Raw genomic sequence first — 14,348 nt, forward strand, 5'->3', positions numbered from 1 at the left:
CCACCAGCCGGGAGGAGAGTCGTTTCGCTCGTGGCGCGGCTCACCGGGGTGCCCTCTGCTCCCAGCCCTCGGCCCACAGGTCGAAGCGGGCCTTCTGCTGAGGGAACTCGGCCGCCGCGTCCACATCCAGCTCGACGCCGAGCCCAGGGGCGTGCGAGACCTCGAAGCAGCCGGTCGCCGGGTCGACCTGGGGTGCGCCCTTGACCACCTTCTTGATCTCCGCGTCCGCGAAGTCGTTGAAGTGTTCCAGGATCTTGAAGTTCGGTGTGCAGGCGGCCAGTTGGAGTGAGGCGGCGGTGAGCACCGAGCCGCCGACGTTGTGCGGGGCGACCAGCATGTAGTGGGTCTCTGCGGTCGCCGCCAGCTTGCGGGTCTCCAGGATGCCGCCGATGTGCCCGAGGTCCGGCTGGATGATGTCGGCGGCCTGGGACTCGAAGAGCTCCCGGAACTCGATCCGGTCATGGATCCGTTCACCGGTCGCGACCGGGATGTCCACCTTCGCGGCGACCTTCTCCAGGGCCTTGAGGTTCTCCGGCGGGACCGGCTCCTCGAGCCAGGCCGGCTTGAACGGCGCCAGCTCGCGGGCGAGCCGCACCGCCGTCGAGGGGCTGAACCGCCCGTGCATCTCCAGCATCAGCTCGGTGTCGGGCCCGATGGCGTCGCGTACCGCCTCGATCAGCGCCACGGCGTACAGGCTCTGCTCGTGGTCCAGCTCGAAGTGCCCGGTCCCGAACGGGTCGATCTTCAGTGCACGATAGCCGCGCGCCACGACCTCCTGGGCCGCCTTGTGGTAGGCCTCCGGGGTCCGCTCGGTCGTGTACCAGCCGTTGGCGTACGCCTTCACCGTGTCGGTCACCTGACCGCCGAGCAGCTGCCAGACCGGTACGCCGAGGGCCTTGCCCTTGATGTCCCAGCACGCCATCTCGACAACCGCGACACCGGACATGACGATCTCGCCGGCGCGGCCGTAGTCGCCGTACTTCATGCGACGCACGAGATCTTCCACGGCGAACGGGTCCGAACCGGCGATGTGGTTCGCCTCCGCCTCGCGGAGGTAGCCGACCAGTGCGTCCGTCCGGCCGAGCATGCGGGTCTCGCCGACCCCGGTGAGGCCCTCGTCGGTGTGCACGAGAACGTAGGTGAGATTGCGCCAGGGCGTCCCGACGACATGAGTACTGATTCCCGTGATGCGCACGGCAGTTGCCCCTCGAGTCCGGATCTCGGTTGTTCGAAATTTCGTCACACGTTCGAAATGTTGGCGTGACCGTAGACAAGCCCTCCCGGGAGTGTCAATGGACTGCGCAAGGGACAAGCCCGCAGGATCATCGGCAAGCGAACGGGCATGACCATTGCCCGGCGAACGGGGCTGTGCCTAACCTGTGTTCGGCATACCGGTCATTGACCGGAATTTCGAACAGCAGGGAAGGGTGAGGGACATGGGACGTCTTGTCCCCGCGGTGACCAGGGCGCTGGACGTGCTCGAACTGTTCCTGGACGGCGAAGGAACGCTCACCTCGCCGGACATCACCCGCAAGCTCCAGCTGCCCCGCACCACGGTGCACGAGCTGGTCACGACGCTGGTGGCTCGCTCCTATCTGGTTGTCGTCCCCGGGCAGCCGGGCCGTTACCGCCTCGGGGTGCGCAGCTACCAGCTGGGCAGCCGGTACGCGGAACAGCTCGACCTCGCCGCCGAAGGCCAGCGGGTGGCCCGTGAGGTCGCCGGCACCTGCGACGAGACGGTGCATGTTGCGATCCTCGAGAATCTGGACGTCATCTACATCGCCAAGGTCGACTCGACTCACGCGGTCCGGATGGTCTCGGCCGCGGGACGAAGGCTCCCGGCGCACTGCACCTCGGTCGGCAAGATGCTCCTCGCCGCGCTCCCGACCGACGAGCTGAATTCCCGGATCGAGGAAGCGGGCGAACTGGCCGCGATGACCCACAACAGCATCACCGATCCCGACGAACTGCGCGCCGCCCTCGCCGAGACCCGCCGTCGCGGCATCGCCGTCGAACACCGGGAGTCGAATCCGGACGTGAGCTGCGTGGCCGCCCCCGTGCGCGACAGCTCTGGCCGCATCGTCGCCGCCCTCTCCATCTCGGTCCCCATGATCCGCTGGTCGGAGGAGCGCGAAGCCGAACTTGCCGAGCTGGCGGTCAAGGGCGCGGGAGACCTGTCCACGAGCCTCGGCCATCGCGGCGGCCCCCGGTGACGGCTGTCGAGGTCGCGGTCAGGGAATCGGCTGCACTGGGCGAGGGCCCCACCTGGGATCCGGCCACCGGGCGGCTGATCTGGGTGGACATCCTGGGCTCGCGCATCCACACGTACGAGCCGGGCAGCAACTGCCGCACGGTGCAAGCCACCGAACAGCACGTCGGCGCGGCCAAGCCGCGCAAAGACGGTGGCCTGGTGGTCAACCTCCGCGACGGCGTGGCGCTGTACGGCGCGGACGGCGCGTTCTCCTGGCTCGTACGCGACCCCGTACCCGGTCGCCGGGGCAACGATGCGGCCGTCGCGCCGGACGGCTCCCTGTGGGCCGGCACCATGCGCTATGACGAGCGGACCGGCGGCGGCAACCTCTTCCGGGTCACCCCCGACGGCACCACCACCGAGCTCTTCTCCGCGGTGTCTGTCAGCAATGGCACCGGCTGGAGTCCCGACGGGAGCCTCGTCTATTACATCGACAGCCCCACCCGCCGCATCGACGTCTGCCGGCTCGACGGGCAACTCCCCGTCGACCGACGCCCCTTGGCCACCATCGAGGAAGGGGCCGGCTTCCCGGACGGCCTGACCGTCGACGCCGACGGTTGTGTATGGGTCGCCCTGTGGGACGGCGCCCAGCTCCGCCGCTACACTCCGGCCGGCGACCTCGACCGCACCATCGCCCTCCCGGTCCGCCGCCCCACGGCCTGCACCTTCGGCGGCCCGGGCTTGCGCGACCTCTACATCACCACGGCTCGCACCGGCCTCGCCCGCCCGCACCCGCTGTCGGGTTCGCTACTGGTGCTGCCGGATGCCGGCGGGGGGCTGCCCGGCGTCGCCTTCGGGAGCTGACGGACGCGCTGCTCCTGCGGTCCGGTCTGGGGCCGGACTCATGTGGCCGATCATGCGCGATCATGATCGGAATGGACGCTCGTTTCCTTGGCGTCGCTGAGCTGGTTGAAGTCCCGTCCGTGGCATGTGCGCCGACGCTTTGGCCGTTTTGAGGCCGCCCGCTTCGTTGTCGGCGGTGGCTGAAGTGGAGGCGGCCTCGGGGTCCAGGGCGTCGCGGACGGCGGTCAGGATGTCCTCGTTGTCGGCGCCGAGCGCTCGGGCGGCGGAGCTGAAGTCCCGGGCAAGGGTGACGAGTTGGTCGGCGTCGTGTGCGTGCGGCGCGGACGGGAGTGCGGCGACCCGGGTGCCCGCACCACGGCGGGTGCGGATCAGCTTTGCGGCTTCCAGCTCTCGGTAGGCGCGGGCCACGGTGCCCGGTGCCAGGCCGAGGTCGGTGGCGAGCTGGCGCACGGTCGGCAGGCGTTCGCCCTCGGCCAGCCGGCCGGTGCGGATCAGCGCGGCCAGCTGGGCGCGTACTTGTTCGTAGGGCGGTACCTGGCTGGTGGTGTCGACGCGGACGGCGGGGTCACTCATCCTCGAAAGTCCCATCGTCGGCTGTCTCGTCTTCGACCGCCCGGGGTGCCACGACGGTGACGAGGGACCAGTAGAAGGTGAACAGGCCCAGCATGCCCAGGGGACAGATCACTGCGATGGTGGCGACGCCCAGCGGGCCGGCGCAAGCCTTCTCCGTAAGTGCGACGAAGATCATCAGTACGACGAGAAGCACCTGGCTCGACACCAGCAGTCCCCAGGCTCCGGTGATCGCCCACGCGCGGTCGCGGCGCTGCTGGTCGTCACCCGGGCCGTGGGCGATACGGCGCAAGGCCCAGACGCAGACGGGGGTTCCGACCGCGAGGGCGGCGAACATCGGGCCGCTGTAGTACAGGCCGGGCCAGGGACCGAGGGATGCGGGCATCCCTTCGCAGGTGACGGTGAGGACACGCCCCGCTCTGCCTGTTCGGCCGGGGCCGGAGGAGGCCGTGACCGCACCGATCACCAGCAGGGTGACGAGGGATGCCGCCTGGAGGAGAAGCAAGGGCGCCATGCGGGGCGGGACTTGGTGTCGGACCAGGCGTGGGGCGAGACTCGCGGTACGTACCGCTTCCTGGGGACGCAGGGTCAGGGCGTCGCCGAGCAGGACACCGCCCACCGCACACAGGCCGAAAGCGGTGACGGCGAACACGAGGGGCATCGTGATGTCGCCGCTCTCCATCGTGACCAACTGCTGTGCGATCACGAGGCCGATGGCCAGCCCGGACCAGCGGGCGTAGTGCTCGGCGTGGTCGAGGAATTGGGACTGGAGCGGGGCGGTGTCGAGCATATGGAGATCCCCCCAGATCATTTTGTATCAAGTAGTGGGTACAAGATGCCCTGGCCGCCATCTTGTGTCAAACCATCGATACAAGGCGGCACACAGGGAAACGGGCCCTGGCACAGGGGAGTTCCGGAGTTCCCTCCCCGTAACTGCTCGCCTCGCAGCGCCACGCCGCCACCCCCGCCGCCGACTTCAGCGCTTCGTCGAACTGGCCACCTTGGCGAGGTGCTCGCTCACTGCGACGACCTGCCCAGGCCCTGGCTGGTGGTCGAGGACCGGGCGCGTCCGAGGTGCTCGACTTCTTCTCACGTCAGCCCGCACCGGTGCAGCTCGACATCCGGTATCTGGGATGGTTCGCAAGAGCACGAGCTGCGCGATCGACTCGATCCTCCGGCGGGCGTTCGATGCACGGGAGCGGGGACCTCGCATAGGCTGTCCGGCTCATCCGACGCACCGCGACGAGGATCAGCCCATGCGTAGCAGCACCAGGATCCGCCTGATCGAGCCCGCCGATGCCGCCCCGATCGCAGGGCATCGCGTGCGGGACTTCGAGGCCTTCCGGCCGTGGGAACCGGCCCAGCCGGCAGACTTCTTCACGCCGGAGGGCCAGGCGGAGAGGATCGACAGCCTGCTGGCCGGATACCGGGCCGGCACGGTCTGGCCGGGCGTGGTGCTCGCCGACGACCAGGTGATCGGGCAGGTCACGGTCGGAGGCATCCTGCCGCAGCCGCACCTGCGCCGCGGCTCCGTCGGATACTGGATCGCCGGCCCCGCCCAGAACCAAGGGCACGCCAGGCACGCCGTCGGGCTTGTGCTCCAGGTCATGACGGACGAACTCGGGTTGCACCGCGCCGAGGCGTCCACGAATCTGGAGAATCTTGCGTCGCAGCGGGTGCTGCGCCGCAACGGCTTCAGCCCGTACGGCGTCGCGCACTCCTCGATCTTTCTCGACGGGAGCTGGCGGGACGGGCTGCTGTGGGAGCGGATACTCGGCGACTGAGACTGTGGGGCGGTCAGCGCCCATCATCAGAGACGCTTCGTCGGCGGCATGTCACAGACTGCCCGCCCCTCCCCGCTGCCAGGGGGCGAGTCAGCGGACGAGGTCCCCGCTCCCGCCGTGGGGGCGCGAGACTTCGGCCTGCTGCGCTCCCCGCCCCACGGTTGCCTTGCTTGCCCGCGTCGGACTGCTGCACTTCGTGCAGCGCGGTGAGCGTCCGCTCGCCGACGATGCCGACCATGCCGTCAATGACAGAGATGTCGCGAGGGGCTCGGTCGACCACCTTGGCCATCCGAGGGGCTGGGGTTCCAACGAGTGAATCCGCCGAACCGCGGATAGCGGCGGACGCGATACCGGGAAGGCCATGCAGACCTGACAAGCGATGGGCAGGAAGCATCCCGATGCCAAAGTTTCTCATCCAGGCCACGTACACGCCCGAGGGCGCCAAGGGGCTGCTCGATGAAGGCGCGAGCGGCCGTCGCGCCGCCGTCGAGCAGGTCGTCACCGGACTCGGCGGGCAGGTCGAAGCCATGTACTTCGCCTTCGGGGAGGACGACATCGTGCTCATCCTCGACTTCCCCGACCCGGTCTCCATGGCCGCCGTCAGCCTCACCGTCAAGGCCAGCGGAGCCCTCCACACCCGGGCCGTCCCTCTGCTCACCGTCGACGAGATCGATGAGGCCGCCCGGCGGCAGGTCGTCTTTCGCGCCCCCGGTGCGTGATATCCGGCGACGTCGAGGGCCTTCCCACCGGAGAGGACCGACGACGCCGGGACATCGACGTCGGACGGGTGGGGCATGGAAGTCGTGGCCCGCGCGGGCGATCCAGCGGGTCGTCCGCTCCGAATAACCTATGTGGAGGAATCCCGAACGTCGCCTTCCGCCCCGGTGGGATGCGATCACCGTGCCACTCGCTGCGGCTGACGCGGTGAGGGAATCTCTGACCGGTGGCCGGCCGGCAAACGCTCACTCGGGCATCACGGGCCCGACGGTATCCAACCCGCGAGTAGACCCGGGCTCGGTCGTCGACTCAGACTTCCCCAGGAGACCGCAGCCGGTTGGCGTGAGCCGTGCCTCAGCCGTGCGGGACTGTGTACCAGGTACGCGCTGAACGCTTTACGACACCGGTTCGGACACCACCTGTGCTGCCAGGCAACAGGGTGTCCGAACCGGTGTTTCGCTGATCACCAGCAGGCTGCTGACGGGAAGTGGGGGACCGCGGAAAGCACGCAGGGAACCGGCTGTTTCCTGCGCCCTCTTGCCCGGGCACCTTTCCCCTGGAGATACCTGGCACCGTGCCTGGGGCTGCCTCCACCCGCCACGGCCGGCCGCAGGATGCGCCGCTCGCACCTCCCGCCACCTCACAAGACCCGGATCCAGCTGCGTTCGAGGATGGCGATCCGACCGAACGTCACCCTTTCGGGCGACCGGCAGCCGTACGACTGCCGGCTCCTCGCCGGCCGACCTGCGGCTCCTGTGCCGAATCGGCGGGCCACCGCTGATGATCTCTATTCGGCCGAGTGATGCACCCATCCGTTCGCCGTCCGGCTCCGAATGGTCCCTGTGAGAACGACCAGGACGACCATCGACCGAGGTGGGCCCGCCACCTTGCATGCTCTGCTGGCCGGTCGTTCGGATCCTGCGTCATTCAATGCCCCTTCGAGGGGTGGTTCCAGCAGTGGCTACTGACGTACGAGGGAGTGGACCATCGTGTCTCCTGCAATAGGCGATCCTGTCGAGACCTTCACCCTGCCGGGCGGCGTCCTGGTCGGAGACGCATTCCTGCGGCAGGACTTCTCACTGTCGCGCAGGCGGGAGCAGCCGCTCGTCCTGGCCTTCTACCCCGCAGACGACAGTGGTGTGTCCACGAGGCAGTTGTGTTCCTACTCCAGCGGTCTCGAGGAATTCATCGACTGCGGGGCGCAGGTGTGGGCGATCAGCCCACAGAGCGTCGACAGCCACGAGGAGTTCGCCAGGAAACACGGCCTGAGGATGCCACTGCTGTCGGACAGCGACCGCACAGTGGCCCGGAGGTTCGGCATAGCTGCCCCGTGGATCGGACTTCGACGCTCTGTCTTCCTCATCGAGCCCGACGCCACCCTCAGCTGGAAACACGTCTCCCTGCTCGGAACGTCTTTTCAGGAAAGGCACACGATCACACGGCACCTCACGGAACTGAACGATGCCTGGGCGGCGTGATCATGTGCTCCACCACGCTCAAGGGCGGTCCTGGGCGCGGCGCGGTCACAGGTGCCGAGGCGAGCCGGCCGGGTGTCCTAGGGTCCGCAGTTTCCCGGTCACAGACGCACGACGATCAAGGCGGTGTCATCGGTGAGGCCGGCCGGAGGGATCAGGTCGGCCAAGAGGGCGTCGCTGAGCCTGTCGGGGTCGGCGGTGCGGTGACGGGCGAGGGAGTCGGCAAGGCGCTCGAGGCCGGTGCCGATGTCTTCCTGGCGGCGTTCGACGAGGCCGTCGGTGTAGAGGACGAGTGCGGAGCCGTCGGCGAACGCGGCATGGGCCTGGGGTCTGGGGACGTGTTCGGGCCGGGCTCCGAGCGGGGGATCGGTGGCCTGGTCGAGGAAGGTGACGGTGCCCTGGGGGTCGCACACCGCCGGTGGGGGATGGCCGGCGCTGCTGTAGGTGAGGGTGCGGCCGGCCCAGTCGATGAAGACGGATGCGGCGGTAGTGGATTCGGCGCCGTCGACGTATCGGGCGTACAGGCCGAGGACCTCCAGGGCTTCGGCCGGGCCACCGGCGACGCGGGAGGCAGCGGACAGGGCGCTGCGGAGCTGGCCCATGACGCCTGCCGCCCGCAGGCCGTGGCCGACGACGTCTCCGACGGCGACGGCCGTACGGCCTGTCTCGGGCAGGTCCACGAGGTCGTACCAGTCGCCGCACACGTTCAAGGCTCCCGTGGCGGGCCGATAGCGGACGGCTGCTCGGTGGTGGCCCAGGGGGCGCGGCGCGGGCAGCATCGACTGCTGGAGGTGGAGGGCGACCTCGCGTTCGCGGGCATGGGCCTGGCGCAGGCGTTTGTTGAGTTCCTGCAGCTCCCGGGCGCGGGTGTAGAGCTCGGCCTCGAGGACTTGGGTGCGGTCGCCGCCACCGCGGTTGCCGCGGGCTTTGATGAGTTCGGTGACTTCCTCGACCCGGTGCACGATCAGTGTCACGGTGCCGTCCCGCGCGAGGACGGGGACGTTGACGGGACTCCAGTACCGCTCCTGCCATACGCCGGGCTGCTCGGAGTCCGCCACGTCGTAGCGCTGCAGGGCCATGGTGTCGCGCTCACCGGTGGCAGCCACGCGCCGCAGTGAGGCATGCAGATTGCGCACACCCGTGGCGTCCGGGTCGCCGGGGTTGTCGGGGAAGACATCGAAGACGTAGCGGCCGATGAGCTGGTCACGGGTGCGACCGGACATGGACAGGTACGCCTCGTTGACGTCCGCGTACACCAGGTCCGGCGTCAGCAGTGCGACCGCGCCCGGCAGGGCCTGGAAAACGGCCTGGAAGTCGATGACGGGTCCGTTCACGATCCACCTGCCCGCACGCCCGGCCAACCTGTCAGATCTTGGCTTCCACGATGCCACGCCCTGTGTACTGCGGAGCGCTGGAATGTACCGGTGTGGTCCGTTCGGCCCCTTGCCGGACCATGGCGGACCGGAGCTGACCTGGGCGGACTGCCCGGACAGCGGCGCCGCTCCACAGTGTCCTCGTGCCCGGTGATCTCTGCAGGAAGCCGGGCCGAGCGCCGCGCGGCTGGGCTGCGTAGCCTTTGTCACAGGACGAGGGAAGGAGTTCCGCATGACGCCGAAGCAGCCGAAGACCGAGCTCGACGCCCGCTACAGCTCAGCGCTCAACCCGCGCCCCGGTACGGAGGACGTCAAGGCGACCGACTGGAGCGAGGCCCAGCGCCGGCTGCAAGCTGCCGAGATCTTCTGGCTCACCACGGTCCGGCCGGACGGCCGGTTGCACGTCACTCCGCTGATCGCCGCCTGGCACGACGGGGCGCTGTATTTCAGCGTCGGGCCCGGCGAGCAGAAGGCGAAGAACCTGGCCGGCAATGACCACTGCGCCCTCACCACAGGGCAGAACTCATTCGCCGAAGGCCTCGACATCGTGATCGAGGGCACGGCGGAGCGGGTCACGGAGCCGGCGCGGCGGGACGAGGTCATCGCCGCGTTCGAGGCGCAGTACGGAGACCGCATCACCTCACCGGAGGGGATCTTCTACGGCCACGGCGACAGCATCCGCACGGGCAACGACCTGCTGTTTGCGGTGACACCCGGCACGGCGTACAGCTTCGGGCACGATGGCCAGGTATTCAGCCACACCCGCTACACGTTCTAGCGGGTCTGCGCGCCATGCCGCCGCCGAGCGGCCTCACCTGAGCGCGCGCACGACACCACGGACGATCATGATTCGATCGGCGGACCAGGCTGTGTGCCAGGTGCCGCACACGGCCGTGCGCCATCCTCTCGCCGAGTCGTCGCGGGTGGTGGATGCGGCCTGGTGCGCCCGCAGAAATGTCAGGTGCGCTTCGCCTTCGCCTCAGCGGGTGCGGTCAGAGTCCTCCCGGAGATCATGGAAATGGAAACGCCGGGCCTGCGGTACCCGCTTGCGGGGGGATCGGACGGAACTGTGCAGATCCAGCCGTGTCTGTCAGGCGAGGATCTTCAGCATTCGCTCCGCCAGAATCGCTGCGGAGTGGGGGTTCTGCCCGGTGACCAGGTTGCGGTCTTCGACCATGTACGGCTCCCAGATCGGTCCGCGGCTGTACTCGACGCCGACCTTCTCCTTCAGCTCCGTCTCCAGCAGCCAAGGCGCCCTGGAAGCCAGTCCGACACCCTCTTCCTCTTCGTTGGTGAAGCCCGTGGCCTTGTAGCCCTTGAAGGGCGACACACCGTGGATCCTGGTGGACAGCAGCGCGGCGGGAGCGTGGCACACGATGAAGAGCGGGTTGCCCGAGGCGAGTTGGGCTGTCAGCAGCCGGCCGGCGTCCGCGTCGAAGGCGAGGTCCGACATCGGGCCATGACCGCCCGGCAGGTAGACCGCGTCGTAGTCCTCGAGGCGTACGTCCGACAGTTTGATCGGGCGGCGCATCACCTCGGCGTCGCGAATGATGGCTTCCAGGTCCAGGGCTCCCTGCTCACCGCCTGCCATCGATGGGCGCAGGCTCATCATGTCGACGTTCGGGGTCGTTCCGCCCGGTGTCGCAACCACGACCTCGTGGCCGGCATCCGTGACGGCCTTGTAGGGGTTGGCGAACTCCTCGGCCCAGTAACCGGTTGCGTACCGCGTGCCGTCCTTGAGTACCCAGTACGTCGCCCCACTCACGATGAACAAGATCTTCGCCATCACACATGCGCCTCCTCGATTACGTTTGTCGCAAATGCATCCTTTTAGCCTAGGTGTCCGCCCGGCCAGACGCATGTGGTCCCCCGGTGGCTGCTGCACGGCACGGCCGGGCGAGGCGCCCGAGAGGGAGAGGGCTGCTGATCAACTGCGCTGCCGGACCACGCCGCGGCGCCCGATCGCGCGGGGGTCTGGCTGGACAGCGACACTCAAAGGTTCTGCTGACGACATGTCAACTGGCTATGGTGCAGCCATCCTTTCCCAGCGGCGGTCAGTGATCTGAGCAGTGCGGCGGTGATTGCTCGGTCGGCGAGTGCTTTGCGCCGGTGTCAGTCCGTCGGGCACTCGCGTGCGCTGAACGGGAGAACTCCGGTGGACGTCAGCGGTGTTGCTCTGCCCGGAGCCCCTCACGGCCGGGGAAGCTGTGAGGGGCCCGCCAATGAATCAGCCTCCCGGGTACTCGCTGACCGAGGGCGTGGCCCGACAGGTCACGTACGCAGCGAACGCAGGCCGGTGCGGATGTCTTCGATGAAGTAGTCGGGTTGCTCCCATGCGGCGAAGTGGCCTCCCTTGGGGAGCTTGTTGTAGTGGATGAGGTGCGGGTAGGCCTTCTCTGCCCAGCTCTTCGGGGGCCGGTACATCTCGGTGGGGAAGACGCTGACGGCGACGGGGAGTTTGACTCCCTTGGCGCCGAAGAAGGAGATCCCGGCCCGAGCGTTCTCCCAGTACAGGCGTGCCGCGGACACGGCCGACTTCGTCAGCCAGAACAGCGTGATGTTGTCGAGGACGTCGTCGGGCGTGAGTCCTTCGGGCTTTCCTGCGAAGGACCGGGAGATCATCTCCAGGCTCTGCCAGTCGTGGTCGAGCATGAACGCCGCGAGACCGACAGGCGAGTCCACCAGAGCGGCCAGCGTCTGGGGGGCGGTCCCCATCTGATACGCGTAGGGCACGTCCGCGTAGGCGGATCGGAGTTGCTCGACGGCCTCGTTCTCCTCCGGGGTGAGGGAGACGTCGGGGGGCAGCGGAGCGCTTCCCTCTATGGCGGTCATGATGTCCGGTGGAACCGCGTTGGCCATGTTGGTGTGGAAGCCGATCAGTCCTTCGGGCTCCTGGAGTCCCATCTGTTCGGTGACGATCGCGCCCCAGTCGCCGCCCGAGGCGACGTAGCGGGTGTAACCGAGGCGATTCATGAGCTCGCCCCATGCCTTGGCCATCCGCTGGGGGTTCCAGCCGCTCTCGGTCGGCTTGCCTGAGAAGCCGTAGCCGGGCATCGACGGCACCACCAGGTGGAACGCGTCGGCGGCAGTCCCGCCGTGGACGGTGGGATCGGCGAGCGGCTCGATGATCTTCAGCTGCTCGATGACCGAACCGGGCCAGCCGTGCGTCACGAGGAGCGGCAGGGCATCCTCATGCTTCGACCTGAGGTGGATGAAGTGGATGTCGAGCCCGTCGATCTCGGTCGTGAAGTGCGGCAGCGCCTTCAGCTTGGCTTCGACCTTGCGCCAGTCGTACTCCTCGGCCCAGTAGCGAGCCAGTTCCTTGAGCGTCTTCTGAGGTGTCCCCTGCGACTGGTCCCTGACGGTCTCCGGCTCGGACCAGCGCGTCGCGGCGATCCGAGCTCGGAGGTCATCCAGTTCCGCATCGGGGAAGTCGAAAGTGAACGGCTGGATTGTCGAGGTGTCGGTTGATGCGGACATGTCCTCTCCCTGACGAGCACCGGGCCCGCCCCTGCGGGCCAGGGGCTGAACCGAGTAACTCCCGTGAGCTGGACACGGATACGCGCGCCCAGGACCGACGAGGCGGGCGCTGGCATCCATCGATGTGGCAGCCGTTGACGCGTGCGAGCCTCGCAGGGCATCTGCGAGGTCGACCGACGGGCGGCGCGGGAACTCAAGCCCCAGAGGGAAACGGTAACATTCCGGACTAATGGGTTCAAACGGGTGAAAGTGTAGAGTTCGCGGCTTCACGAACTCCGCTCAAGAACTCCAACAGGCTGCGCCGATGGGGAGGTTCACGCTTCGCGTGCGGAATGAAGTCGGATGCGGAGCGCGGCAGGCGATAGCTCGTATGGGTCGGACTCGAGCCGGGAAGCACCCGGCGCCATACGGCATTGCCGACACGCAGCATGCGCCGCCTCGACGTCCTGTTCCGCTCGCATGACGTCATGGTCGGCGAGAGCCTGGGGCCGAGGCTCGCGGCCCGCGCAACCTGCTGTATCAGTCGTGGGCGGTCAACGGCAGACGGATGTACGCAACAGACCCCTCACTGACTCATGCCTGAGGTCCGATGCTTCCAGCTTTTCGAGGACGCGGACGGTGACCGCAGCGAAGAGCACGTGGGGGATGATGTCTGATACCCAGTCCGAGGGTGCCCAGGTCCGTGGATCCGAGATGCCCAGCAGCATGATCGGCGCGTTGGTGACAGTCAGGGCGAAGAGAGAAGCAAAGGCATAGCGGGAAGCCTTCGTCGGAGGCCAGCCAGCAGCCTGTACCACTGACAGTGCGGCCCCCATGCACAGCCCCACGGTGTACCCGGTCAAGGGCGCGAGGCCGGCGATCCGGTTCTCCCGGACTTCATCGACCCCGGGGATTCGGATGTGGAGCTTCTCGGCAAGGGTGCGCACGGTGATCTCGGGTGTTTCACTGACGGGCCGACCTCGAAACGCGATTTCGGCATAGCCCGCAATATTGAGTGCGGTCGTACCAGCGAGTCCCGCGACAGCGCCGTGAAGAAGCGGCCGTATGACTCTGATCATGTGCTGGCCTCCTGCTGAGCAGTCAATCTCGAGTCGGTGACCCGAACCCCGAAGTCGCCTCTGAGCCCCATATCGGGGTGCACCATGCCGTACGACCGCTGGGGATGAAGCGTGAAACCGTCCCGCCTCGGTCGCCGGCAGATCTCACGCGGGTGATCGCCGAGCCATGACCTTTTCGGTCGCGGCCGTCATCGTCCCGGCTGTCGCTCTCGGACCTCTTGAAGCAGCCACCCATTGCCGTCCGGGTCGCTGAACGTCGCGTACGACTGGTAGCTGAGGCCATGAGGATGTGGGCCGTTCACCTGTTCCTGGGCGCCGGTCTCGTAGACACGGTGGAAGACCTCGCTGACGTTGGCACCCTGGCTGATCAGCCGGGCGCGGGCCCGGTCGAGGTCTTTGACGACGAGGTATGTGCCCTGGGAGGAGCCTGCTGCCACAGAAGTGACTCCGCGGCCGAACTGGATCGAGCATCCCGACCCCGGAGGAGTCAGCTGTACGATCCGGAATTCCGGGCCCGCCTCGAAGTCCGCATCGAGCCTCCACCCCAAGCCCTGGTAGAAGTTCAGGGCACGATCGACATCAGCCACCGGCATCACGACGGCCTCGATGTTCATGGCCATGGTGGGCTCTTCATCGACTTTCGCTGCACCGTCCTGCTGTGCGGTGCCCATAACGACCTCCTGTGCCGTCTTCCGGCTGGAGCATGGCCGCTGAAGGCCCGCAACTGGCGGAGCATTGTCAGTATCAGGAGATGCGCAGGTAGTTGATCACGCCTGGCGGCGCCCGTTCCTTCGGCTACCCGGACGCGAGTGCAAGCCTCGGCGCCATGCTCGCGG

The 14,348-nt window shown here is 67.8% G+C and carries 13 protein-coding genes and 1 pseudogene; 6 read left to right on the forward strand and 8 right to left on the reverse strand.

Annotated elements, in window-relative coordinates; all coding sequences use genetic code 11:
- Positions 1-40 precede the first annotated feature (40 nt).
- Positions 41-1,195, reverse strand: coding sequence for a mandelate racemase/muconate lactonizing enzyme family protein (locus RPQ07_RS35945; RefSeq protein WP_313948459.1), 1,155 nt, complete (start codon positions 1,193-1,195; stop codon positions 41-43).
- Positions 1,196-1,436: 241 nt separating this feature from the next.
- On the opposite strand from RPQ07_RS35945, the gene RPQ07_RS35950 reads away from it, so the two are divergent.
- Both RPQ07_RS35950 and RPQ07_RS35955 read left to right on the forward strand, forming a co-directional pair.
- Positions 1,437-2,213: an IclR family transcriptional regulator gene (locus tag RPQ07_RS35950; protein ID WP_313948460.1), complete on the forward strand. Its 777-nt coding sequence runs from the start codon at positions 1,437-1,439 to the stop codon at positions 2,211-2,213.
- Positions 2,210-3,055: an SMP-30/gluconolactonase/LRE family protein gene (locus RPQ07_RS35955; RefSeq protein ID WP_313948461.1), complete on the forward strand. Its 846-nt coding sequence runs from the start codon at positions 2,210-2,212 to the stop codon at positions 3,053-3,055. Before RPQ07_RS35950 ends, RPQ07_RS35955 begins: the two co-directional genes overlap by 4 nt.
- A gap of 195 nt (positions 3,056-3,250) precedes the next feature.
- On the opposite strand, the pseudogene RPQ07_RS35960 reads toward RPQ07_RS35955, so the two are convergent.
- Together RPQ07_RS35960 and RPQ07_RS35965 are read right to left on the reverse strand one after the other, a co-directional pair.
- A pseudogene (locus tag RPQ07_RS35960) lies at positions 3,251-3,628 on the reverse strand (GntR family transcriptional regulator); the annotation flags it as partial.
- Positions 3,621-4,415, reverse strand: a complete 795-nt coding sequence (locus tag RPQ07_RS35965; protein WP_313948463.1) for a hypothetical protein — start codon at positions 4,413-4,415, stop codon at positions 3,621-3,623. The gene RPQ07_RS35965 and the pseudogene RPQ07_RS35960, both read right to left, overlap by 8 nt.
- Positions 4,416-4,881: 466 nt before the next feature.
- Between RPQ07_RS35965 and RPQ07_RS35970 the strand changes: the two genes are divergently transcribed.
- The 3 genes from RPQ07_RS35970 to RPQ07_RS35980 all read left to right on the forward strand — a co-directional run bounded on the left by RPQ07_RS35970 (position 4,882) and on the right by RPQ07_RS35980 (position 7,604).
- Entirely contained in the window at positions 4,882-5,409 is a 528-nt protein-coding gene (locus RPQ07_RS35970) for a GNAT family protein (RefSeq protein WP_313948464.1), read from the forward strand.
- 398 nt (positions 5,410-5,807) lie between these two features.
- Positions 5,808-6,128 (forward strand): GYD domain-containing protein, encoded by a 321-nt coding sequence (locus tag RPQ07_RS35975; RefSeq protein WP_313948465.1) that lies wholly within the window; start codon positions 5,808-5,810, stop codon positions 6,126-6,128.
- 987 nt (positions 6,129-7,115) lie between these two features.
- The gene (locus tag RPQ07_RS35980) at positions 7,116-7,604 is read left to right on the forward strand and encodes a peroxiredoxin (protein WP_313948466.1); all 489 of its coding nucleotides are present in this window, start codon (positions 7,116-7,118) and stop codon (positions 7,602-7,604) included.
- Between the two features lie 98 nt (positions 7,605-7,702).
- Here the strand turns inward: RPQ07_RS35980 and RPQ07_RS35985 are convergent, their stop codons facing one another.
- On the reverse strand, positions 7,703-8,935 hold the full coding sequence (locus RPQ07_RS35985; RefSeq protein ID WP_313948467.1) for a PP2C family protein-serine/threonine phosphatase: 1,233 nt from the start codon (positions 8,933-8,935) through the stop codon (positions 7,703-7,705).
- A 271-nt stretch (positions 8,936-9,206) separates the two neighbouring features.
- Between RPQ07_RS35985 and RPQ07_RS35990 the strand changes: the two genes are divergently transcribed.
- Complete coding sequence (locus tag RPQ07_RS35990) at positions 9,207-9,752, forward strand: pyridoxamine 5'-phosphate oxidase family protein (protein ID WP_313948468.1); 546 nt, start codon at positions 9,207-9,209, stop codon at positions 9,750-9,752.
- A 312-nt stretch (positions 9,753-10,064) separates the two neighbouring features.
- Here RPQ07_RS35990 and RPQ07_RS35995 read toward each other — a convergent pair whose 3' ends face one another.
- The 4 genes from RPQ07_RS35995 to RPQ07_RS36010 form a co-directional block, all read right to left on the reverse strand.
- Positions 10,065-10,760, reverse strand: coding sequence for a type 1 glutamine amidotransferase domain-containing protein (locus RPQ07_RS35995; protein WP_313948469.1), 696 nt, complete (start codon positions 10,758-10,760; stop codon positions 10,065-10,067).
- A gap of 485 nt (positions 10,761-11,245) precedes the next feature.
- Positions 11,246-12,454, reverse strand: a complete 1,209-nt coding sequence (locus RPQ07_RS36000) for an epoxide hydrolase (RefSeq protein ID WP_313948470.1) — start codon at positions 12,452-12,454, stop codon at positions 11,246-11,248.
- A 533-nt stretch (positions 12,455-12,987) separates the two neighbouring features.
- Complete coding sequence (locus RPQ07_RS36005; protein ID WP_313948471.1) at positions 12,988-13,512, reverse strand: hypothetical protein; 525 nt, start codon at positions 13,510-13,512, stop codon at positions 12,988-12,990.
- Positions 13,513-13,700: 188 nt separating this feature from the next.
- Positions 13,701-14,183: a VOC family protein gene (locus RPQ07_RS36010; RefSeq protein ID WP_313948472.1), complete on the reverse strand. Its 483-nt coding sequence runs from the start codon at positions 14,181-14,183 to the stop codon at positions 13,701-13,703.
- Positions 14,184-14,348 lie beyond the last annotated feature (165 nt).

Source organism: Streptomyces sp. AM8-1-1 (assembly GCF_032229325.1).
Lineage (GTDB): Bacteria > Actinomycetota > Actinomycetes > Streptomycetales > Streptomycetaceae > Streptomyces > Streptomyces achmelvichensis.